Origin of the sequence: Paenibacillus sp. FSL K6-1318 (assembly GCF_037976905.1) — a bacterium.
Taxonomy (GTDB): Bacteria; Bacillota; Bacilli; order Paenibacillales; family Paenibacillaceae; genus Paenibacillus; species Paenibacillus amylolyticus_A.
The window spans coordinates 4,884,680-4,907,359 of the sequence record NZ_CP150270.1 but is presented as its reverse complement, the minus strand read 5'-3'; the positions used below and the strand labels follow the sequence as shown (position 1 = coordinate 4,907,359).

19 protein-coding genes are annotated in these 22,680 nt (G+C 46.2%); 15 read left to right on the top strand and 4 right to left on the bottom strand.

The window, feature by feature from the left end; all coding sequences use genetic code 11:
• The first annotated feature begins 7 nt into the window (after positions 1 to 7).
• The gene (locus tag NYE45_RS21765; RefSeq protein WP_340013951.1) at positions 8 to 391 is read left to right on the top strand and encodes a VOC family protein; all 384 of its coding nucleotides are present in this window, start codon (positions 8 to 10) and stop codon (positions 389 to 391) included.
• A 76-nt stretch (positions 392 to 467) separates the two neighbouring features.
• Positions 468 to 668, top strand: a complete 201-nt coding sequence (locus tag NYE45_RS21760) for a hypothetical protein (RefSeq protein ID WP_340013950.1) — start codon at positions 468 to 470, stop codon at positions 666 to 668.
• A 130-nt stretch (positions 669 to 798) separates the two neighbouring features.
• Here the strand turns inward: NYE45_RS21760 and NYE45_RS21755 are convergent, their stop codons facing one another.
• Together NYE45_RS21755 and NYE45_RS21750 are read right to left on the bottom strand one after the other, a co-directional pair.
• The gene (locus tag NYE45_RS21755) at positions 799 to 3,450 is read right to left on the bottom strand and encodes a cation-translocating P-type ATPase (protein WP_340013949.1); all 2,652 of its coding nucleotides are present in this window, start codon (positions 3,448 to 3,450) and stop codon (positions 799 to 801) included.
• A 214-nt stretch (positions 3,451 to 3,664) separates the two neighbouring features.
• The gene (locus NYE45_RS21750; protein ID WP_062835657.1) at positions 3,665 to 4,036 is read right to left on the bottom strand and encodes a hypothetical protein; all 372 of its coding nucleotides are present in this window, start codon (positions 4,034 to 4,036) and stop codon (positions 3,665 to 3,667) included.
• Between the two features lie 224 nt (positions 4,037 to 4,260).
• Here NYE45_RS21750 and hcp point away from each other — a divergent pair, with 224 nt between their 5' ends.
• From hcp to NYE45_RS21710, 8 genes are all read left to right on the top strand, one after another.
• Complete coding sequence (gene hcp / locus NYE45_RS21745; RefSeq protein WP_340013948.1) at positions 4,261 to 5,553, top strand: hydroxylamine reductase; 1,293 nt, start codon at positions 4,261 to 4,263, stop codon at positions 5,551 to 5,553.
• 185 nt (positions 5,554 to 5,738) lie between these two features.
• The gene (locus NYE45_RS21740; protein ID WP_340013947.1) at positions 5,739 to 6,860 is read left to right on the top strand and encodes a tocopherol cyclase family protein; all 1,122 of its coding nucleotides are present in this window, start codon (positions 5,739 to 5,741) and stop codon (positions 6,858 to 6,860) included.
• 218 nt (positions 6,861 to 7,078) lie between these two features.
• On the top strand, positions 7,079 to 8,488 hold the full coding sequence (locus NYE45_RS21735; protein WP_340013946.1) for a PTS transporter subunit EIIC: 1,410 nt from the start codon (positions 7,079 to 7,081) through the stop codon (positions 8,486 to 8,488).
• Positions 8,489 to 8,720: 232 nt separating this feature from the next.
• The gene (locus tag NYE45_RS21730; protein ID WP_340013944.1) at positions 8,721 to 10,346 is read left to right on the top strand and encodes an AraC family transcriptional regulator; all 1,626 of its coding nucleotides are present in this window, start codon (positions 8,721 to 8,723) and stop codon (positions 10,344 to 10,346) included.
• Between the two features lie 102 nt (positions 10,347 to 10,448).
• A complete protein-coding gene (locus NYE45_RS21725; RefSeq protein WP_340013943.1) occupies positions 10,449 to 11,465 on the top strand; it encodes an ABC transporter substrate-binding protein in 1,017 nt (338 codons plus the stop codon).
• Positions 11,466 to 12,497, top strand: coding sequence for an NAD(P)/FAD-dependent oxidoreductase (locus tag NYE45_RS21720; protein WP_340013942.1), 1,032 nt, complete (start codon positions 11,466 to 11,468; stop codon positions 12,495 to 12,497).
• A 173-nt stretch (positions 12,498 to 12,670) separates the two neighbouring features.
• Entirely contained in the window at positions 12,671 to 13,069 is a 399-nt protein-coding gene (locus tag NYE45_RS21715; RefSeq protein WP_340013941.1) for a hypothetical protein, read from the top strand.
• Positions 13,023 to 13,802, top strand: a complete 780-nt coding sequence (locus tag NYE45_RS21710; protein ID WP_340013940.1) for a hypothetical protein — start codon at positions 13,023 to 13,025, stop codon at positions 13,800 to 13,802. Before NYE45_RS21715 ends, NYE45_RS21710 begins: the two co-directional genes overlap by 47 nt.
• Positions 13,803 to 13,918: 116 nt before the next feature.
• Here NYE45_RS21710 and NYE45_RS21705 read toward each other — a convergent pair whose 3' ends face one another.
• Positions 13,919 to 14,893 (bottom strand): ABC transporter substrate-binding protein, encoded by a 975-nt coding sequence (locus NYE45_RS21705; protein WP_340013939.1) that lies wholly within the window; start codon positions 14,891 to 14,893, stop codon positions 13,919 to 13,921.
• A 196-nt stretch (positions 14,894 to 15,089) separates the two neighbouring features.
• Between NYE45_RS21705 and NYE45_RS21700 the strand changes: the two genes are divergently transcribed.
• Both NYE45_RS21700 and NYE45_RS21695 read left to right on the top strand, forming a co-directional pair.
• Positions 15,090 to 16,904 carry an AraC family transcriptional regulator gene (locus tag NYE45_RS21700; protein WP_340013938.1) on the top strand — a complete coding sequence of 605 codons (1,815 nt, stop codon included), beginning with the start codon at positions 15,090 to 15,092 and terminating at the stop codon, positions 16,902 to 16,904.
• 219 nt (positions 16,905 to 17,123) lie between these two features.
• Positions 17,124 to 17,894: a glucose 1-dehydrogenase gene (locus NYE45_RS21695; protein ID WP_340013937.1), complete on the top strand. Its 771-nt coding sequence runs from the start codon at positions 17,124 to 17,126 to the stop codon at positions 17,892 to 17,894.
• Between the two features lie 107 nt (positions 17,895 to 18,001).
• Here the strand turns inward: NYE45_RS21695 and NYE45_RS21690 are convergent, their stop codons facing one another.
• Complete coding sequence (locus tag NYE45_RS21690; protein WP_340013936.1) at positions 18,002 to 18,634, bottom strand: TetR/AcrR family transcriptional regulator C-terminal domain-containing protein; 633 nt, start codon at positions 18,632 to 18,634, stop codon at positions 18,002 to 18,004.
• Between the two features lie 166 nt (positions 18,635 to 18,800).
• On the opposite strand from NYE45_RS21690, the gene NYE45_RS21685 reads away from it, so the two are divergent.
• The 3 genes from NYE45_RS21685 (at position 18,801) to NYE45_RS21675 (ending at position 22,572) form a co-directional block, all read left to right on the top strand.
• Positions 18,801 to 19,343: a CueP family metal-binding protein gene (locus tag NYE45_RS21685; protein ID WP_340013935.1), complete on the top strand. Its 543-nt coding sequence runs from the start codon at positions 18,801 to 18,803 to the stop codon at positions 19,341 to 19,343.
• Positions 19,344 to 19,525: 182 nt separating this feature from the next.
• Complete coding sequence (locus tag NYE45_RS21680) at positions 19,526 to 20,527, top strand: iron-siderophore ABC transporter substrate-binding protein (protein ID WP_340013934.1); 1,002 nt, start codon at positions 19,526 to 19,528, stop codon at positions 20,525 to 20,527.
• Complete coding sequence (locus tag NYE45_RS21675; RefSeq protein ID WP_340013933.1) at positions 20,524 to 22,572, top strand: iron ABC transporter permease; 2,049 nt, start codon at positions 20,524 to 20,526, stop codon at positions 22,570 to 22,572. Before NYE45_RS21680 ends, NYE45_RS21675 begins: the two co-directional genes overlap by 4 nt.
• Positions 22,573 to 22,680: the final 108 nt, after the last annotated feature.

Sequence of the window (22,680 nt, the reverse complement as noted above, 5' to 3'; positions counted from 1 at the left end):
TATACCGATGACTCATGCATTATTAATGTCCCACAGCGTATTTCCGACGCTGGATATGAAGCGAACGGCGCAGTTTTATGAAGAAAAGATGGGCTTCCGGGTGGTTGAATATTTTGATGCCGTGGAACCTCATATCTGCCTGTATCGTGATCTTACCGAGATTATTTTAACCCAAAGCAATGGACAGAAGGTCATTCCCAACAGAGAATTATATGGCTATGGATATGATGCATATTTTATTACGAAGAACCAGGAAGAGCTTCAGCAGCAATTGATCAACGCAGATGTGAGAATCGTACGTGCCCTCAATCATACAGACTACAATAACAAGGAGTTTGTGATCGAGGATGTTGATGGACGATGGATTGCTTTTGGCATCAAACAGGGATAATTAGATACAGAAAAAGGACTTATGAATCATTAAGGATGTTCAAATCGATAGCGGAGTATGTGAAGGAGTAATCTACATGGTAGAAGGATTTTTGTTGTTGTTTGCTCAAATCGGATTAATTATTGGAGTGGCTTTGATAGCATCCGGATTAACAAATGGTTCAAACGGGAAAGAAAAGTTTAACTGGTTGGCGACTGTCCCCACGGTATCCTGGGGATTATGTATACTTATTCTGTCCATCTGTTGGTTAGTGTTTAGATATCAAATTATTGCTTAAACATTTTGTGAGGATGCCTTAGAAAACATCAGTATGCATGAGAAGTGTACTCTTTGTATGTGTGAAAAAATGTAAACAAACAGGCGCTCCGATAACGGGCGCCTGTTTGTGCATGTTATAACTGCAGATCTTACGCCGCAGTAACTTGTTTGCCGCGATTGCGAATCCACTTGATGACATCCATCAGAATGACGGCAGCAAGAGCGAGTCCGCCTGCAATCAGGAACTCATTCCAGCCAAATGTATCCGGGATGGCGAAGACGCCGCGAACACCTGGAATCAGTGTGATTGCATAGAGACAGAGACATACCAGGATGGAACCGAGCACGAGTTTGTTAGTTGTGAAGCCCACCTGGAAGATGGTTTGTGTGTTGGAACGTGCTGCAAATGTTTGCAGACTGCGTGCCAGAATCAAGGTTGTGAAGGCCATCGCGACACTGATTTCCTCCGATATGCCTAGTCCGATATATTGGGACACAATAACAGCCGCACCAATCAGGACACCACGCGTAATCACAGCCTGCAGGGTTCCACCTGCGAAGATGCCTTCGTTAATATCACGCGGTTTGCGTCGCATGACATCCGGCTCGGGCTTTTCGGTACCCAAGGCAATGGCAGGCAGGGAGTCGTTCACCAGATTGATGAACAGCAGTTGAAGGGCCGTAAATGGGTTAACCCAGCCGACGATCAAGGCAAACAAAATGGCGATAATGGCGCCGAGGTTACCGGCGAACAGATATGCGATGGCTTTTTTGATATTATCAAATACCATCCGCCCAACACTGACTGCATTCACGATGGAGACAAAGTTGTCATCCGTCAGAATCATGGCAGCCGCATCCTTGGCGACATCTGTTCCGCTGCCCATCGCTACACCGATGTCGGCTTGTTTCAGCGCTGGTGCGTCATTAACGCCATCTCCGGTCATGGCTGCAACTTTGCCTTTGCGCTGCCACGCACGCACGATACGGATCTTGTTCTCAGGTGATACTCTGGCGTATACCGAGATGTGTTCAAGTTGTTGATCCAATTCCTCATCGGACATTTTGTCCAGTTCGGCTCCGGTAATGGCGAAATCATCCGGTTCGGCAAGGCCGATATCCACACCGATGGCCTGAGCCGTCGTTTTGTGATCTCCGGTGATCATGATGGTGCGAATGCCCGCTTTTTTGGACTCTTCAATAGAGCCGTATACCGCTTCCCGCGGTGGGTCAATCATTGCTGTCAGGCCAACCAGTGTCAGATCATGCTCGTCATCAATGGTGACCTGGTTTTTGTCATCGAATTTTTTGTACGCATAGGCCAGCACACGGAAGGCACGTTTGGAGAAGGCTTCATTTTTTTCTTCAAACTGAGTGCGAATCTCGGGTGTGAGGGGCTGAACTTCACCGTTGATAAACACGTGGCTACAGCGGCTGAACAGCACATCCGGTCCACCTTTGGTCAGCAAAGCCGTCTGTCCCTCAAACGTATGCACCGTACTCATGAGCTTTCGATCCGAGTCAAAAGGAAGCTCGGCTTCACGCGGGAACTGGTCACGGATTTCATTGTAATCCTTGTTCACCCGGTTGCTGAAGGCAATGAGGGCCACTTCGGTGGGGTCACCCAGTTCCTTGCCTTCCTGGTTAATATTCGAATCATTGCAGAGCACTGCAATATGTAACAAACGGCGTTCCTCTTCCGACCACTGATCGGGATCATCCGGGAATTCGTCCTTGGTGCCATGGGGAATGTAATAATCCACGACAGTCATTTTATTCTGAGTTAGCGTTCCTGTTTTGTCCGTACAGATAATGCTGGCAGAACCGAGAGCTTCCACGGCAGGTAGTCTACGAATGATCGCATGCTGTTTGGCCATCTTGTTCGTTCCAAGTGACAATACAATGGTCACAATGGAGGATAGCGCCTCAGGAATGGCAGCAACTGCAACAGCTACGGCAAACATCAGTGCATTCACGATGGATGGTCCGATATTCTCCGTACCTTCGGTCAACCATACACGACCCGCTTCAATGGCAAAGATGAGAATCGATAAGCCAAGGATGAAAAAGCCCAGTTTTTTGCTGAATGATTCCAATTTTCGCTGTAGTGGCGTGTTCTTGGCTTCGGCATTTTCAATCAATTCGGCAATTTTGCCGATTTCGGTTTTGAGTGCCGTACCCGTAATGACGAGCATGCCACGCCCATATACGACCAGTGAGCCACTGAAAGCCATATTGCGACGATCTCCAATAGGAGCCTCATCCGGGATGGTATCGGCGTGTTTCTCCGCAGCTTCGGATTCTCCGGTCAGCATGCCTTCGTTGATTTTCAGACTTCCTGATTCAAGGATACGCCCGTCTGCCGGGACATAATCACCTGCATCCAGCATAACAATATCCCCGGGAACGAGTTCCCTCGCTGGAATAGTTTTTTTCTGCCCGTCACGAATGACTTTGGCTTCGGGTGCAGACATTTGTTTCAGCGCGTCAAGCGAACTCTCGGCTTTTTTGGTCTGCACTACACTGATCACCGCGTTGAGCAAAATAACCAGGAATATGATCAATGATTCAATCAGGTGTCCAAGTACAACCTGTACCGCGGCTGCAATCAGCAGCACGATGACCATCGGATCTTTGAAATTTTCGAGGAACAGTTTCCAGACAGGCGTTGCATCTTTGCCTTTTAACTCGTTATATCCTTCGGTTTCAAGTCTCTTCGCAGCTTCGGAGGTCGTGAGTCCCTTGGAGGAACTCTGCACATCCTGAAGGGTTTCCTCTGCACTGTGTCTGTAATGTTGCAATTGACCAGCTCCTTGAATATTAGATTTCTCTCTGTGTATTACCCTTACGGGTAAAATCTAGAATCGTTTCATTTCCATATTTTTTATGTACACAGTATTTTTCAGAATGAGCCGAGATATGCTTCTTTTCCAATGTTATTATTTCCAGTGATGCACAGACATAACAGACATCACTGGAATGGAGCTTAGAACTGGATATAACAATGGGAAAAGTTTAGATCAGACGATAGCCTGGAGGCAGGTTTCCTGTACGCTGGATTCGGCGAACCTGAGCTGCTGTTAATCGCTGATTTGTAGCGATTAATGACTCCACGTCACCTCTTCTGAGGATATCATCCAGTTCGCGAATGCTGCGATTTCCCCGCAATATATAGAAATTATCACGAAAGCGTGACCGATCAAACAGCACAAGCGTGGCATTCGGATTCGTCGAGAAGAATCGCAGGCTCTCAATCCCGGTTAGGACAGCATCGACATCAGCAATACCCAAGTTACCACGGTATACTCTTCGTAATCCTCTGAAATTCTCTTGACTATACACAGCCAGACGTGGATACGTCCGCGAGATCGAAACAGGTTTATTCAAAGTACATTCCCCCTTTGCTTTTAGACCACCTGGCTGATAAATGCAGATTGGTCTATTGGATAGCATATGTTGGGAGGAAGGGTATGGATTGGATGATAGTCTCAGAGAACGATATATAGATGTTGGATCAGAAACTGTGTGCACCATCACACTCGCTCCTATCGGGGTCTGTTAGGCTATTTCATAACGAAGCGTGTTTAATCTATGTTTGGAGGGGAATCCATATGTTTTGTTATCAATGCGAACAGACGCCGAGTGGCGGGTGTACCGTAGTTGGGGTATGCGGTAAAAATGAAACGATCGCAAGTTTGCAGGATACAATGATCTTTGCGTTAAAGGGCATCGCTGCTTATGCGACACACGCACGCCAGTTGGGATATTCTGATCCTGAGGTGGATCGGATTACACATGAGGCATTATATATGACATTAACGAACTCGAATTTTAATGTACAAGAACATTTGGATATGGCCATGAAGGTCGGAAATGCAGCCATCCGTATTATGGACGTGCTGGATCGTGCGCACACGGACCGCTTTGGTGTACCGCAACCGATTACGGTTAGCCAGAACCAGATCGAAGGACAGTGCATCGTGGTGACAGGGCATAATCTGTATGCATTGGAGGAGTTACTGCGTCAAACCGAAGGGAAAGGTATTAACATCTATACTCACTCGGAGATGCTGCCTGCGCACGGTTATCCGGCGCTGAAGAAATATGCCCATCTCAAGGGTAATATCGGTAAAGCATGGTACGATCAGCGCAGACTGTTCGAACAATTCCCGGGTGCTATTCTCGCAACGACGAACTGTGTTATGCCGATCAAAGGCACATATGCAGATCGCTTTTTCTCATACGAAGTGGCGGGTCTGGAGGGCGTTGCCAAAATTACAGAGGATGACTTCTCACCTCTGATTGAACGTGCATTGTCACTGCCTGCGGCTAATGTACAGTCCGAGCAAGTCTTAACGACAGGATATCATCATGAGACCGTGATTGGACTTGCGCCTGAGATTATTCAGGCGGTGAAAGACGGTCATATCCGTCGATTCTTCGTTATTGCAGGCTGTGATGCACCAGGCAAAGGTGGCAACTACTATCGTGAATTGGCTACATCGTTGCCGAATGACACCGTTATTCTGACGACATCCTGTGGTAAGTTCCGCTTCAACGATGTGGATTATGGTACGGTTGGAGACACCGGCATACCGCGTTATATCGACCTGGGTCAATGCAATAATTCCGGTTCCACGGTGAAGATTGCCATGGCTTTGGCGGATGCTTTTGGCTGTACCGTGAATGAATTACCTGTCAGTATCGTACTGTCATGGTTTGAGCAAAAAGCAGTTGCGATCCTGCTCGGCCTGTTCAGCCTCGGCATTCAGGACATTCGGATTGGACCGAAACCACCTGAGTTCATATCGGAAGGTGTCTTGGATGTGCTCGTGGATATGTTTGGTCTGAAGTTAATTACAACGGCAGAAGAAGATATGAACGCGATGTTGGCACTGTCATAAGGGGAAAAGGATACAGTAAAGTATATAGGGAGTCGTGCGTAGCACGACTTCTTTGCTATGAGGATACAACATGGAGCGTATTATTGCACATGATAAGTTCTTCAGTTAGGATGAGATCAACAGCGGTATACATCACTAGTACATTGTAAAACGAAATCAATCCCTCCGTAAGGCGGTCATCCCATATGAATAAACAGGACAAGCGCAGAAATCGATACATGTTGGAGAAAGGACCTCTGGCATCCAGAGGTTATGATTGGTGGTGGCACTCTTTTACAGGCAAGAATGAACAGACAGGGGAAGAAAAATCATTTTTTATTGAGTATTTTATTATTAACCCTGCGTTGGGTGGAGAACACCCCGTATTTGGACAGCTGCCGGGCACAACGAACAAGCCTTCGTATGTCATGATCAAGGCGGGGCATTGGGGCGAAAATGCGAAACAAATCCACCGATTCTATGGTATCGATCATATGAAGATGCGTTCGGACCAGCTTGATTTGGTTGTAGGAGATTGTACGTTATCCGAAACAAGCATGAAGGGCTCGGTAGCTCTATCGAAGGAAGAATGTGAGAAGCACCCGGAGTATATGAGCGATAGTGGGCAGATGAGCTGGGATCTTAAGATCGACAAGCAGGTTGCATTCCATGTTGGATATGGTGCCGCGAGTATGTTTCGGGCGATGAATGCCTTTGAGATGTTCTGGCACGCGGAAGGAATGAAGACGGAATATGAGGGAACCGTCATACTGGATGGTGTGACCTATACTATTTCCCCTAAAACTTCATATGGATATGCGGATAAAAACTGGGGTGGGGATTTTACAAGCCCTTGGGTCTGGCTCAGTAGCTGTAATCTGATAAGCAAGATCAGTGGCAGACGGCTGGAAAACTCCGTTTTTGATGTAGGAGGAGGTAAACCCAAAGTGTTTGGCGTTCCATTGGATCGCAAGCTGTTGATTGATTTTTATTATGAGGGTCAGAGCTATGAGTTCAATTTCTCCAAATTCTGGACGTTTACCCGCACAAAGTTCGACTGCCATGAAACCGATGATGAGATTGTCTGGAACGTGTCCTCGCAAAATAGCGGATACGCCATTGAGATTGATATTTCATGTCTGAAGAACGAGATGCTGCTGGTGAATTACGAAGCTCCGAACGGGAAGAAACTTCACAATCGGCTGTGGAATGGTGGAACCGGGCGGGGAGAGATCAAATTGTATAAAAAGCAGCAGGGCAGGGTGATACTTATCGATCATCTGATGACCGCGAATGTCGGCTGTGAATACGGCGAGTATGACTTATAAATAAAGATGGAGAAGAGCCTACATACGAGTAGGCTTTTTTGCTTTTTCAACCTTAGTAGGTCAATGTACCTTGTATAAATGAACATGAAATGAAAGGAAAATTAGTTTTATTATCCTATTGAAGTTTTTTCGTGGAAATGTCTATATAGATAGAGGCATATTAGAACGTATCACATCACAAAACACGGGTTTACCGTAACATGAGGAGATTGTACATCATGCATGACACACAGATTGAAGATTGGTTGAAACTCGCAGGTGGCAAGGAGAACATCAAGCTCGTAGAACACGATAAGGGTACAACGACGTTGGTACTGAAGGACAGTACCCAATTGAACATGTCGGTTCTTGCCTCAACAGAGTTTGTGGCAGATATTCGGGTAACAGGTGAGCAGTGTCATCTGGCAATAAGAGATGAATCTTCCCTGATCTACAATGCGCTACAGAGTACGGGCATGTGGGAAACTGAAGGAACAACATTGCAGGAAGCAGGACACGCGAAGAAGAACAGATTCTCGATCTTACATTTTGTATCCGATGTGTTTAGGCCCCTGATGCCTGCGTTTTTCGGAGCCGCCGTTATTAAGATTTTACTCGCTATAATTACGTTAATGGAAACGTACGGTTCAGCGGATTCTTCTGCACTGATGGACAGCCAGACCTTTACGATATTCAGGATTATTGGAGATAGTGTGATTTATCTACTTCCTGTATTGGTAGCAATAAGCACAGCGTATCGGTTGAAGAGCAATATCTATGTTGCAGCATCTATTGGTGGACTGATGTTCCATCCGGAGATGACCATGATGATGTCAGGTGAACAAGACGTCCATTTACTGGGCTTGCCACTTGTGTCCCAGCCGGCTTTTTACACTACTGCCATCTGGGTCATTCTAACGATCTGTGCAGCCTCCTATCTGGAAAAAGCCGTTCAACGAATAAGTCCAAAATTCTCCAAAGGGATGGTTGCACCATTCCTGACGTTATTGATTCTTGTCCCACTGGTCTTAATGATCCTCGGTCCAGTCGGCACCTGGATCGATGAATATCTGCCAGAGGCATTGGATTCACTGTTAGCTAACGCTCCAGTGGTGACGATAATGTTATTGGGAGCGGTCTTCTCGCTGATGTTAGTTATGGGATTACACTACTGGGTACTTGCCATCATCATTAATGAAATGGTTATGGATGGTGGTTCCATGGTGATTGCGGCTATGATGGTGGCGATTGTTGGACAAGCAGGGGCCTCGCTTGCAAACGGACTGCGCTCGAAAGAGCCAGCATCCAGAAGACTGGCTTTCTGGGCTACTGGAACAGCACTCCTGGGAGTGGTAGAGCCTGCACTGTACGCGGTCAACATAAGAAAAAGCTACTCTTTCTACGCGGCATTGCTGGGTGGAGCTGCGGGTGGACTGTATTTCGGGTTGTTATCTGTCAAGGCATTTGCTATCGTTGGAAATCCGAGCTTGGTCAGCCTCCCGCTCTTCATCGAAGAGGGTAGCCTGAATCTGTTACACACCTGCATTGGTGTGGTTATAGCTTTCGTGGTCTCAGGTGGGCTGACGTATTGGATGGCAGGAAAAGGACAGAAATTGGGACAGGCATCACCGAAAGCTAGCATGGAGTAATACGTAGAACGTACTATTGCAAAGTACTTATTAAAATTTGTAAGAAAGAGCCTGTGCCTGATGGTACGGGCTTTTTTGTTGTGTTTTATCTGAATAATACAAGTATGAAATGCTCAGTAGCTGTCCACCATTTTTATTCAAGCCATAGCTTGTTGGTTATGGAGTTGTCATGTATTTTGATATAGTGGAACGTATAAATCGGGATGATGAATCCCTTTGAAAGGATAACGATATGTCTGACAACATGGAATGGATCGCTCAGTGGAAGTCGACGAAGGCATTAACCAATGCATGGATAACGAAAGGCGAGCTGCACCACTTTTTCAGTCACACCTTGATATTTATTATTGATGGAAAAGCGGTCTGGAATATAAATGGACACCGAGTTCACGTCTCCTTTGGAGAATTAATTGCGCTCGAAGAGAACTCCGTAATGGAGGTCATTGAAGGTGGCAATCTGGATCTGGCAGGCTGGCAAGTTCAGTTCGATACATATTCGGTGCTGCATGAGCGACGGGAAGCTGAGAAGTTCGAATGGCGTTTACCGTCAGGAGAGGCGTATCAAAAGGTGCAACTGTCTGGTGGAAGTCTGGCAAGCATCATTCAGCATTGGAGTGAAGAGGATACACAGGATCAGAGTGCAGGATGGGTTGGGAATCAGCATTTGTTATATGAATTGTTAAGAAATCTGTATCGGAAACAGCCGGATAACGAGTTGAAGCCAGAACACGGTATACTTCGCTCCATTGACTACATGCAGCAGCATTATGATCAGGTGATTACACGTACACAGTTAGCTCAGATCGCTGGTATTAGTCCATGGCATTATTCCCGCAAATTTAGTGAACGATATGGTAAGCCACCTCTGGATTATCTGGCCCACTACCGGATCTATCGCGCGCAGGAAGAACTGTTATTAACTACAGCAACCTCTCAAGATATTGCCAAAAAGTCTGGATTTGAGGATGCTCATTATTTTAGCCGGCGCTTCAAACAACTAACTGGCGTATCACCTAAGCAATATAGACAGACGATGATACAGCGAAAAATCGTATCACTGTCTCCCATCTGCGGCGAAATGATGATTCATCTCGGAGTTATCCCCCATGCCGTAGTGGTCACTCCAATCCTGCTGTCCCCACATCATCGGGAACAATTTATAGCGCATGGAGTGCAGATGCTGGAGGTTACACAGTATGAGATGGAGATAGAACTTGTTCGACAAGTTCAACCGGAGATGTTGATAGGTAACGTATTGACGGAAGAGGTCAAAAGGGAGCTGCGCACAATTGCACCGGTTCTAACCGGACTTCATCAAGATGTGCAACCAATGCTCGATCAATTGGCAGCCTGGTTTCTCAAAGAAGAAGAGGCTCATAGACTGCATCAGCAGATGAAAAACGAAGTCAGTGTAGCTAAGCAACAGTTACAACCTATCATTCAATCCGCATCCACAGTCATGCTGCTGAGGGTAGAAGCGTTTGGTTATCGATATCTGGGGGGGCGTTCACACGGGGTATCCCAATTGTTATATGAACAGCTTGGATTAGCACTGCCGCAAGTACTGCAATCAGGTGCAGCCTGGTTTAACCCTTGTTCGCTTGACCTGCTGGCACAAGCCAATCCTGATTATCTTTTTGTGGAGAAGCGGATCATGCAGCACTTCAGTGCTGAAGAGAATATGAGGAAACTATGGGAGAGTCCGCAATGGAACGAGTTGAAGGCTGTAAAAAATAATCGGGTATTTTACGTAGATACCCATCTGTGGGTAGACGGTCATGGAATTACGGGACATACCCTGATCCTAAATCAGATCATTCGTAATCTTACAGAACCTCTTCATGAGAGAGCACAATAATCCAACTGAATACGCACGATATGCTATGGATGCAATACTTCTTATTTGATACTATTTGATAATAATTATCATTATCAATATATATAAGGGGCGAAGTATATCATGTTACGAAGATTTAAAGGGTTGGGCATTATGCTGTTGGTGATCAGTATTATGCTGGCGGCATGTTCCAGTGGAACCAATGAAGAGAATACTGCAGCTGGAACATCAAGTGCCCAGACTGAAGGAGAAGCAAGTACAACCGAAGAAGCAGCGAATGAAAGTGGGACTAAGGTGGTGCAGGATCAGTTTGGAGAAGTAACGATTCCGACCCATCCTCAGAATCTGGTTGTGTTCGATTCGATCTATGCCGAGTATCTGATCGAGATGGGTGTCACACCCCAAATTGTCTTGTTAACTCCAGAAGTGGAAGCAGAATACCGCCCTGATTATTTGAAAGAACACGGCGTTCAGATCATTGAGGTTGAGCAATATCAATATAACTATGAGCAGTTGCTTGCCTTATCACCGGATATGATCCTTACCGCTGGCGAAGGTATGGAGCAGGGCGTATATGATGAGCTGTCCAAAATCGCTCCAACGGTGGCTCTGGATGCCAACAGTGAAATGAAGCGTGCTATGCCGAAGCTGGGTGCCATATTTGACAAGACCGAAGAATCTGCCAAAGTACTGGCTGAATTCGACGAGAAAGCTTCACAAGCGAAAGAGAAAATTGCGGCAGCCCTTGGAGACAAGACCGTATTGGTTCTTCGGGTAGAGCACAATCGTTACCGTTTCATGGGTCCCAAAGGAGGAAGTAGCAGTGTTTTCTTCTATGATATCCTGGGCTTGAATAGCCCTGAAGCGATCAAAGACTCTACAGATTGGTTTAGCCAGTTTTCCCTGGAATTCTTGCCTGAGATGAATCCGGATTATATTTTCCTGGAAGACAGAACCCTCGTAGGCTATGACACGAAGAAATCTATGGAAGATCTGAAAGCAAGCCAGGTGTGGGCGAATCTGAAGGCTGTGAAGAATGATCATGTCTTCCCGTTGAAGACAAGCCAATTCGTATCGGGTGTGGGTCCGATTGGTTCTGTAAAATTGATGGACTACGTTGTTGAAAAGTTGGTGCCTTAAATGACGACGGAGACACAATTGGAGATCTACGATATTACCATCGTTGGTGGTGGGCCTGCTGGCATGTATGCCTCATTCTATAGTGGTATGAGAGCGATGCGTACCAAGATCATCGAAGCCAAACAGGAACTGGGCGGATTCATGCGTACGTACCCGGAGAAGCTGATTTGGGATGTGGGCGGGATTGATCCGATTCGCTGTGAGAAACTGATCGAGTCGCTGGAGAGACAGGCGAGAACGTTCGATCCGACGATTGTGTTTGGGCAGGAAATAGCCGAGCTTGAACGACGTGAGGATGGTGTATTTGTACTCATTTCCAAAACAGGCGAGCGTCACTACACACGTACCATCCTGTTATGTGCGGGCAGAGGCATGACTCAGGTGCAAAAACTGGATGTCGAGGGTGCCAATCGATATGAGCTGACGAATCTGCACTATACCGTAACTGATCTATCCCGATTTGCCGGGAAGCGTGTTCTGATCTCGGGCGGCGGCGATTCCGCAGTTGACTGGGCGAATGAAATGGGCAAAATAGCACGTGAAGTTACGGTGGCACACAGACGTCATGAATTCACCGGACATGAGTCGCCGGTTGCCCAGATGAAAGCTCAAGCGAACGTCATGACGCCATATAGCATCTCACGTTTATACGGTACAGGTGACCAAATCGAGCGTGTCGAGCTGGCCCATGTGGAAACCGGTGAGATCACACTTGTTGAAGTGGATGAAGTTGTCGTAAGCCATGGGTATGACCGTGATTTCGGCAATCTCGTGCAATGGGGACTGGCGCGGGAAGATTACGGCGTGTCCGTTGATCAGCGAATGCGCACCAACATTCCAGGCATATTCGGAGCAGGTGATTTCATCACCTATGGAAGCAAAGTCAGGTTGATCGCAGGTGCTTTTAACGATGCGGTGCTCGCAGTCAACAGTGCCAAGACGTATCTGGAACCGGCTGCTTCCGATATGGCAGGTGTATCCTCTCACAACGCCCGGTTCTATGAAAAAAACAAAGCGCTCTCCAATATGTAGATAGGTTTATACGGATGGAAAGCAATCTGAAGAAGCCCGAACAACGTCGAGATTTTCTCGAAATTGCGTCGGGCTTTTTTTATAGAATGGTGCAGTAAGGAACTGAAATACAAGTTGAAGAAATGATATAATCATAACAAAGAAATATGAAAGATCACTATGGGAGGTAGCAGATGAAAAAAATAAACAAATTTATATCTTCTCCTCTTGAGTTTGAGGTCTTGGAGCATGATCAGGTGATTGCCAAAGTGAAATTGGATTATAGCAAACAAACGGTTGATGTATGGCAAGATAAAAGTGTATCTCCTGTTTTTCTCCCTTTTCCAAGCAAGTCCAAGGTAACCGTAGGAGATGTACTGGATTACTTCGAATCCAGATGTTTCCCTCGCACCAGACACCATGCCGATAAAATATTGCAATCATTGGGTCTGAATGATTATGTAGCTTCGGAGATCGTAAAACAAACCCATGGTGTGTTATATGATGATTATGTCTGGATTCGATTTTCTAATGAGGAGTTGTCTTGTGCTGATGTCCATCCCCGTTTTGCAGGTGAGCAAGGATTCTCGTAAGACTTTTGTCAGTAGCAGCAAGGGAGACCAATTAAAATGGAAAATTGAGAATAAGTGGGGAAAAGCTAATAAATTTGGTTATGAGGGACTGGCGGAGTGGGTAGCTTTCGAGCTAATTAGTCGATCCAACATTCCATCAGGACTTATAGTTCCTTATACACAGTGTGTTCTGATTGAGGAAAACGTTGAGTATCCGGGTTGTTATTCTGAAGATTTTCTGCAGCCGGGAGAGAGTATCATTACTTTGCATCGCATTTTGGAGAGTTATGGTGTCAAATTTGATGATTTACAGCAAGGACAGAGCACACGAGATTCCGTGCTTTTAGTTGTTGATTTTCTCAAGGATGTATTGAAATTAGATACGCTAGAGTACTTCTCAATCATGTTACCACTGGACGCTATTCTGCTAAATGAAGACCGACATTTGAATAATATCGCTTTTATACATGGTACTGATGGATACAGACTCTGTCCACTTTTTGATCACGGTCTAAGCCTTTTGTCAGATACAACAGACTATCCGTTAAGCATGCCAACAAGTATTGCATTACGTAAAATTAAGGCAAAGCCATTTAGCAGTGATTTTTCAAAACAAGCACGTGCGCTGGAAACAAATCTTCAATTCGATCGATCTTCAGTTATACAATTCATTGAACAACATGATCAAGATCTGGGGAGAGTTGCTCAGATTTTAAGATCCCAAATTCGAAAGTATGAACACTTATTTATGTAACTAGATATAGTATTTCGGCAACAACGACATATTTCAAACCAAATGAAAACAGCGCCCACTTGAATCATTCTGGTGGGCGCTGTTTGTGTAATCCTTTTTGGGAAGCTAGACTCGCTCTAATTCAGCTCAGTCTGTCCACTTGCGAGTCGATCTGCGATCTCTTCTGCCTGCAGAATGGAGGTATAGGGATCAGCGGTGAAATATTTATGGATATCCAGTTTGAAGATATGGTTGTTCTGCACCGCAGGCAGATTGTCCCAGACGTTAGGCAACAGGGAGTGATCCTCGGTGCCCTCTGTAACCATCATCAGCAGGTAATCACCCACGTACTCTCCGAATACCTCCGCGCTAGCTTCCAGGTTTTCTTTGCCTTGGTCCAGAAGATCTGACTTCACCTTGGGTGCTGGAGTCAGTCCTAGCAATTCATAGGCTGCTCTCCCGCCACGATTGGCGCTGTTGCCGATAATGGCTGGATGTTTCAAAAAGTTAAAATCGGCAACGGTAAAGGTCGCGCCGTCCGGAATCACATCTTTGATTTTGGCTTGAGCAGCTGTGATCCGTTGTTTAAATGATTCGTTCCACGCTATGGCCTCTTCAGGTCGATTCAGAATCTCGCCCATGGCGGTCACTTCGGCTTCCATGGAATCATACTGATCTGGTACGAATACGACAGTCGGAGCGATTTTGGAATAGGTCTGAAATTTCTCCTGGTCCCATGTGATAATCAGGTCCGGTTCCAGCTCTACCATTTTCTCAAGCGAAACCTCACTGTGGTTACCCAAATCTGCGCTATCCGTAAGCTTGTCACGCAGGAACATTCCGTAATCCAGCAGGCTACCCGGCACACCAACGGGTGTTACGCCGACAGCCAGAACATGTCCTATATTCCAGTCAACGACAACCCGCTCCGGGTTAAGCGGTACGGTGACGTTTCCCATCATCGTTGAGAGTGTTCTTGTCTGTGGTGCGGCGTTTTTTGTTTCTGTCGTGACTGATTCCACCGTCTCTTTTTGGGTACAACCACTAATGAATACAGCCATGATCAGCAAAACCGGCAGGGCCATTCGATACCAAGCTTTCTTGAACAACATGACGAACCCTCTTTCTAATTGATAATGATTTTCATTTATATAACTCTAGAGGGAAACTTGCAATTGCACAATAACCGATTCGGAAGCGGCAGCATAACCATTTCAGAACAGATCGACAGGTTGAACTGAGAATGGTTATCATATATGATGAGGCAAAGCTTTGGATGTAGTAACGAGGAAACACAAAGAAAGGTCCATGACGATGAACATAGAAGAATACGGGGCATTATGGGAGCATGTAACAATCCGATTACTGGATATTCGAATCATTACCGTTAACATCAGTGAAGATCCTAATACGTGGACGCTTCCCTCGAATGCTTTTTTATTAATAACGGATGGCAAGGGGAAGATCTGGCTCGGTCAGGCGATGCATCATATTAAAGGAGCTTATATTCTGCACGCATCCAAAGGAATGCGTCTGGATTGTGTGGCTAAGAAACCAATGGAGATACAGGTGTTGTCGTATTCGTCACCAGAGTCAGAGAAGCCAAATGCTGAAAGATCCCAAACATATACTGGGGCGGAGTCTTTGCAAGTCAGTTTTGGTTTTGAACCAACGTATCCATTGCCATTAATTGAAATCATGCAGTTGATATACAGACAGTGGAATGAACTACAGTCAGCAGGACGGATTCAAACCAAAGCGTTGTTCTACCAATGGCTCGCCGAGATGCTGAAACAAATGCAAGAGCAGAGGAAGAACCGTACGAAGCTGGACCGTGTAGATCAGGCAGTGCGTTATCTGAACCGACACTACGCGGAACCACTCAAGATGGAACAGGTAGCTGAAATGCTGGAATGCAGTCCGAGGTATCTGAACCAATTGTTTCAGCTGCAATTGAACACGAGCCCCAGTCGGGTGCTGTCACAGATTCGGATGGAACAGGCGTTGAAACTACTGGTGAGTACGAAAGGGACCTTACAGGAAATAGCTGAGAGAGTAGGCTATGAGAACGGTTATACACTAAGTCGCTATTTCAAAAAACATTATGGGATTTCTCCTGAGTTTTATAGGAAGCGTCGGGAGAGCAGTATTCCAGATGTAGCTTCGGGATGGAGCGGACGAACGGTATCCATAGTTGAAGCCGACCAGACTCGACAAGAACAGGAGATTATAGATTTGAAAGGAGTCCAAGTGAGGAATTCCTCGGCGGCCGCGTTGCCAAGAGCCAGAACTCGAATGCTTGCCACAAGCATGGGAGAAGTTACGATACCGAACCAGCCTGGCCGTGTTGTCGTCGACTGGAATTTGGGAGAAGTGCTGGCATTGGGGGTAACACCTCTTGGAGCGCCACATTCACTAATTGAAAGCAACCAAATGCTGGAGCCGTATATCTATGACCAAGTAGAGGATATCGGGAATCATAATTTTATCTCGCTCGAAAAAGTACTTGAACTGGAGCCGGATCTGATCATCACCTGGAATCCTGCCGCCTACGCTTCCTATGCCCGAATTGCACCTACGGTGGTCTATGGAGGGAGTGGTAATGGCTCTGTCGCGGAGGAGATTCGAGAGATGGGACGAATTCTGAATCGCCGGATAGAAGCCGAAACATGGATTAAGGAATACGTGCGGAGAGTACATACTTTGCAGCAAACGATCACGGGCAAGGTCTCCGCAGAGAAGACATTTACCGTCATCGATCCGAATTGGGGAGAACATATTACCCTTGTGGGAAATACGGGAACTCGTGGGGGGAAGGCAGCCTATGGCTTACTGAACTTGAAGCCAGCAGGCAAGGTTCGTCAGGAACTGTTGGAGCCGGGCCTGGAGTACCTAGATATTGCGCGGAGTGCGGTTGGTGGGTACGTGGAGGACTACCTGTTGGTGTTGGATAATGGTCCAAGAGATGGCCTTGACCAAGCTTCAGGGAAACCATGGCAGAAATCCATCGAGACAGATCACTGCCAGATTATTAACCTTGATTGGAATAGATATTTTCTGTCCGACCCGTTGTCTGCGGTGCTGCAAGCCGAGGAAATGGCAGAGCGGATTATGGCACGTTGAGATGGAATACAGTATGAGAGTGAAAACAACAGATTGGTTTAGATTTGTGGATTAACTTTGACATAACAGACAAAAGGAGGCACACATTATCGGTTATCCCACAAAAACCTGTCCATTTGCTGATTGAAAGAGCTTTCATTGCATTCGTATACTATGAATGTGAACAAGATTGGATGCCGCATCATGAGGCACTCATCGCAAAATGAAAGGATGATCAGAATGGGCAGATTAACTGGAAAAGTTGCAATTATAACTGGAGCCGCAAGTGGCATGGGGTTGGCAGGTATTCAATTATTTGCAAAAGAAGGAGCCAAGGTAGTAGCTACCGATGTGGCAGTCGAAGCTTTGGAGGAACAGGTTAAACAGATCGTAGCCGATGGCGGAGAAGCCATTGCGTTGAAGCTGGATGTATCCAGCCCAGAATCTTGGAACGCTGTTGTGGAAGAAACCGTATCGAAATACGGCAAAGTAGATATTCTGGTCAACAATGCTGGAATCCATATGGCCAAAGGCATTTTGGAAGCTGAGTTAGAGGATTGGGACAAGGTTATGTCCATTAATGGAACAGGTGTATGGCTCGGCATGAAGGCAGTCATTCCTTATATGCAGAAGAATGGACAAGGTTCCATCGTTAATACCTCTTCCATTGCAGCAATCATTGGTGGAATTGCGGATGCCCAGGGCGCGGCTTATAGTGCTTCCAAGGGATCTGTACGTTCATTGACCAAACACGGGGCACAATGGTTCGCCAAAGATAATATCCGTGTGAACTCCGTACATCCGGGTGCTGTGTTTACGGGTATGGTGGAGAAAGCAGGCATCAAATCCCAGGTGGAGATGGGGGAGCATTACAAAAATCTTGCACCACTGCCTCCACATGCTGGTGAATCTATGGATATTGCTTACGCCTACCTGTTTTTGGCATCTGATGAATCCAAATTCATTACAGGTGTTGAGTTGCCTGTAGATGGTGGCTGGATCAGCAACTAACTACAATGAATGTTCCAAGATAATAAAGAGGTACTGTATTCTCAAGCTTCAGGGGAGACAGTACCTCTTTTTAAGAGCAGATACCACTACAGAGTTGTAGCGTAACTTTATTTTGATGGACTCGTTGCAGAATGGAGATTAGACCGATAAATCTCTTTGGAGCGGTTCATGCGTGTGAATTCCAACAGTTGTTCCGCCATATAGGATGCACTGTATTTGAAGTTGCTTTGCACCCAACCCGTAACTAAACCGAGAACGGCATTAGCCTGATAACAGGCGAGAAGTTCCTTATCCAACCGTGGATCAGGCGACAGATCGGTTACATCCTCCAGATACAAGTTCTTAAGTGTTATATAAAGTGTATCCCTGAAATCCGATAGCACGTTAGAATGAACCAGTAATGTATAGAAGGAGGCATGAGCCAGCACATGGTCGAAAATTTGAATTGCTGAGGCGTTAAGGTCCTTCATATCGAAATCTCGGAAATGCTGATACGGTGCTCGATAAGCTGATTTGAGATCGTCAATGACATCATCTAACAATTCATTAAACAGATCTTCCTTGTATACATAATGCTTGTAAAATGTGCTGCGGTTCAGATCGGCGGATTTGACAATATCGGTGATGGTTATGCTGGCCAATGGTTTACGGGACATCCATTCCAGAAGGGCTGTCTTCAGAGCCAGTTTGGATTTATGTACTCTTCGATCAGTGTCAGATACGGATGGAGACTTAAGCATATATACACAACCTCCCTTACTTATCAATGATACAGTGCACAAGCTGCAGATTACTCGTACTGCAATACAAAAATGTGAATATATGGTGACTTTGGTGTCTTAAACTGTCCGTAACGCTGTGTTCTCCCTTATAATAAACCAAAACGGACGAGGAGATGGACTCCAGGTGAAAAAACAAATGTGGATCATTGCAAGTGTTGCAGTTGTAATTGTGATCGGAACCTACCTGTTTGCAAGCAATGCGGGCAAGGATGAGCCAGGTACAGCCAGTGCGCCCAACATCAGAAAGTTGGTGGAAGATATCAGCACAGGCAAAGAGACACCGGAATCTGCCTCCATTAATGCCAAAGAGTTAATTGTCACTGATCAAGATAAAAAGACCACTACATACGATTTGCCTGAAAATGAATTTTTCCTTTCCATTGCGCCCTATGTGGACCAGACCCATCCCTGCGCAATTCATAGCTTGACCGGTTGTCAGGGGGAAATGAGCAATAAGGAATTTAGCGTTACCATTCACGATTCTCAAGGCAACACTTTTATGAAAGATGAAGTGATTAAGTCTGGTACGAACGGATTTATGGATTTTTGGGTGCCTAGAGACAGAACCTATCTGATTCGTATTGTTCGAGATGGAAAGGTTGCAGAAACGCAATTGTCCACATACGAAAATGATAATACATGCATCACTACGATGCAGTTGAGTTAATACAAACAGGCAAGCAATGGGAGGGAAGGATAGCATTGGAGCTATGCCTCTCCTTTTTTATTTCATAAAAGAATTGGAATAAGGTACTTTGCATTGACAAAAATCCATTCCTACGGCATAATCCAATAGTGATAATGATAATTGTTATCATATAAATACATATAAACAGGGGAGATAAAGATATGAAAAAAGGGTTAAATGGACTGTTGATTATGCTGGCCTTTGTGCTGGTTTTGGCGGGTTGTGGTAAAACCACGACTACAACAGATACAAGTCAAGGTACTGACTCGGGTAGTGCTCCGGCTGAAGAGACCGCAGGTCCAGTTACCGTGAAGCATAAACGTGGAGAGCTTAAGCTGGACAAGCCAGCAGAGCGTGTTGTTACACTGGAATGGACATATACGGAAGATGTCGTTGCCTTGGGTGTTCAACCCGTAGGTAACGCAGATAACGCTAACTATAAAGTGTGGGTAACATCCGAAGCAGCACTGGATGACAGTGTAACGGATATCGGAACACGCAGTGAACCGAATCTGGAAGCTATTGCTGCATTGAAGCCAGATCTCATCATTGCTAATGCAGACAATAATACGGCAGTCTACGATCAGCTTAACGCGATTGCTCCAACGATTGAATATGATCCGTATGATGGTAATGGCTATGATTATGACAAGATGACAGAGATCTTTACTAACATTGCAACGGCTCTGGGTAAAGAAGACAAAGCAAAAGAAGTTCTTAGTGATCTCGATCAGCACTATGTAGAAGCCAAAGAAAAACTGGCTGCTGCGGGGAAAGAAAACTTCAATTTTGCATTGACACAAGCGTTCACATATCAAAATGCAGTCAGCCTGCGCATGTTTACCGATAACTCAGTCGTGATTGGTACATTGGATAAAATCGGACTGGTTAACGATTGGCAGCCGGACAAAGTTGAAAACTACGGCTTCTCCACAGTAGGCATTGAGTCTTTGACTGCTGTAAAGGACAGTAACTTCATTTACATCACCCAACCAGACGATGACGTTTTTGGCACAGCCATGAAAGATAACTCTGTATGGAATGGACTGAACTTCGTGAAGGACAAACGCACCTATCAACTGGATAGCACAACATGGACATTTGGTGGACCGATCTCCTCCAAAGTATTGGTTGATGGCGTAGTAGAGGCGATTACCAAATGAGTTCGGTTCAAGGATCTAAGCCAGCTATGAATTGGCGCACAATAAGCATATATGGGGGCGGTCTAACCGCTCTCATCGTGCTTTTTTTTGTAAGTCTGTGTTATGGAGAAGCATCCATTCCTTTGCATGTCGTTTGGGACGCTCTTACAGGCAGACAGGATTCATTAGAGCACAATATGGTCTGGGACTTGCGTATGCCGCGTACAGTGATCGGTATTCTTGCGGGTGGCGCACTGGCTGTTGCGGGCGCTTTGCTGCAAACGATTACTCGTAATCCATTGGCTGCTTCAGATACGCTGGGCATTAATGCAGGAGCGTACTTTGTGGTGGTGCTGGGAGCTATCGCTTTTCCAGGCGTGTTAAGTCAGTCGCCTTTTCTTTTCGCAGCACTAGGTGGTTTGCTGGCAGCATTTGCAGCTTATTTCATGGGCGGCGGACGAACATCAAGCCCGGTTCGACTTGCGTTGTCCGGTATGATTGTATCGATGGTGCTTGGTTCATTTACGAGTGCATTACATATTTTTTTCTCCATGGAGACACAAGGGTTGTTCCTTTGGGGCTCCGGAACACTTGTCCAGAATGACTGGAGTGGTGTGTTTTATGCTTTGCCTTGGGTGGTTGGTATTACCCTTCTTGCGTTAATCCTGTCCAGACAGTGGGATATGCTGGAGCTGGATGAATCAACGGCTTCTTCGTTGGGGCAAAAGGTTGGATTGGCTCGTGCAGTAGGGTTAATTCTTGCTGTATTGCTGGCTGCTGTGATTGTAAGTGTAATCGGACCGATTGGCTTCGTGGGACTGGTCGCACCACATCTGGTTCGATTGAGTGGTGTACGTTCTAACCGATTACTTTTACCCGGTGTGTTCATATGGGGCGCAGCGCTCCTGGTTGGAGCAGATGTCCTCGCTAAGATGGTGCATAACTCCAGCATGGAACTACCAACGGGTGCCGTTATGGCGATCATTGGTGCACCGTGGCTCATCTGGCTTGTTCTTACACGCATGAAAGCCGCGAACGGATCAGGCATGTCTACTTCAATGAGTACAGGAGGAGCTGCGCGTCGTTTTGCATTTGGCCCGATGGTTGTATTATTCTCAGTCATTACCATCGCGCTTATCTTGCTCAGTACAATGTTTGGCGGCATGCGAATTCCATTGGCTGATCTGTTGCCGAGCCTATTCCAGTCGGATGGACTGTTCTCCGCGTTGGTTCAGCTTCGGATTCCGCGTACACTTGTTGCCGCAGGTGCGGGGGCAGCACTGGCAATTAGCGGTGTGCTTATTCAGATGGCGGTACGTAACCCGCTGGCGGATGCTTCAATTGTTGGTGTGTCCTCAGGTGCAGGGCTTGGAGCGATGATGGTCATCATCTTATGGCCGGGTCTTCCAATGTACTTGCTGCCGATTGCAGCCATCGTCGGTGCAGCCATTGCCGCAGTAGTTGTGTTCTCCCTCGCTTGGAAGAAAGGGCTAAACCCTTCGGCGGTTGTATTGTTAGGGATCGCGATGTCTGCCATTGCTGGAGCAGGTATTCAGATTTTGATTGTCCGTGGTGCCGTCTACGGTAGCAGCGGGTATATCTGGCTGACAGGAAGCACCTATGCTCGTACTTGGGAACAGGTGAAGGTTATCGGATTATTTTTAGTTATTTTGGTACCGGTGGCTTGGTGGCTGGCACGCAGATTCGAATTGCTGGTATTTGACGACAACAGTGCATCCGGGCTTGGTCTGGGTGTACGTCGTACACGATTATTAGCCATGACAGTGGGTGTATTACTTGCAGCAGGTGCGGTTGCTTGTGTAGGAACCGTTGGTTTTATCGGTCTGATTGCACCACATATGGTTCGGTTACTGACGGGGAATAAGTTAAGACGTTCGATGTTTTTATCCGCATTAGCTGGTGCAGTCATGCTGGTGCTCGCCGATACAATCGGCAGAACGGTCATGGCGCCGACAGAGATTCCATCAGGTATACTCATTGCGATCATTGGAACGCCGTACTTCCTGTATCTGATGTATCGTTCTAACTGGCGGAAGTCTGTATAAAATTTGTTGAAACAAGAAGCCTGCTCCCCGAGCAGGCTTTTTGCTGTCACGTGGTACCATTCATCTCACGATCTTGTTTAGCAATATCACCTAATGGATGTCTAATCC